This is a genomic window from Phycicoccus flavus (assembly GCF_004025965.2).
GTDB lineage: Bacteria > Actinomycetota > Actinomycetes > Actinomycetales > Dermatophilaceae > Phycicoccus > Phycicoccus flavus.
Genome location: NZ_SAYU02000150.1, coordinates 1 through 869 on the forward strand (window position 1 = coordinate 1; position 869 = coordinate 869).

Annotated in this window: 1 protein-coding gene and 1 pseudogene; both read right to left on the reverse strand. The window is 75.7% G+C overall.

Translation table 11 applies throughout. The features are described from left to right. Positions 1-611: PLP-dependent transferase (locus EPD83_RS20260; RefSeq protein WP_205859651.1), on the reverse strand; the 611-nt coding region annotated here is incomplete at its 3' end. 7 nt (positions 612-618) lie between these two features. After that, positions 619-869: pseudogene (locus tag EPD83_RS20265) on the reverse strand (rhodanese-like domain-containing protein); the annotation flags it as partial.

An 869-nucleotide genomic window follows, 5' to 3' on the forward strand; every position in this document is an offset into this window, starting at 1 on the left:
GCGGCGTGCGCGAGGTCGGACACGGCGGCGATGTCGACGAGCTCCTGCATGGGGTTGCTCGGGGTCTCGAAGAAGACCGCGGTGGTCGGGGTGGCCAGGGCCTCGCGCCACTGGTCGAGGTCGGCGCCGTCGACGAAGACCGTCTCGACCCCCCAGCGCGGGAGGATCTCGTCGAGGATGACGAAGCACGACCCGAACAGCGCGCGTGAGGCGACGACCCGGTCGCCGGCGCCGCAGAGGGCGGCCATGGCCGTGAAGACCGCGGACATGCCGGACGCGGTGGCGAAGCAGGCCTCGGCGCCCTCGAGCAGGCGCATCCGCTCCTCGAAGACCGCGACGGTGGGGTTGCCGTAGCGGCTGTAGATGAAGTGGTCGACCTCGTCGGCGAAGGCGGCCTCGGCCTGGGCCGCGGACCCGTAGACGAAGCCGGAGGTGAGGTAGAGGGCCTCCGCGGTCTCGTCGAAGCCGCTGCGGGCCAGGCCGCCGCGGACGGCGAGGGTGCGCGGCCGGGCGCCCTCGGGGAGGGCGTCGTGGGGCCGGGCGTCGTGCGGCCGGGCGTCGTGCGGTGCGGCGTCGCCGGGTCGGGCGCCGCCGGTCGTGCCGTCGGTCATCGGCGGGTCAGCCCTGCCGCCACGGCAGGCCGCTGTTCTTCCAGCCACCGAGGGTGCGGTGCTGCGCGGCGTCGTGCGGGCCCTCGAAGCCGTCGACGACGTTGTACGCGGGCCCGAGGCCGGCGGCGGTCAGCGCCTCGGCGGCGGCCATGCTGCGCACGCCGCTGCGGCACAGGCAGTAGACGGGCCGGCCGGGCTCGAGGCCGGCGGCGCGGACCTCGTCGACGAACCGGTCGTTGCGCGTCCCGCCGGGGTAGT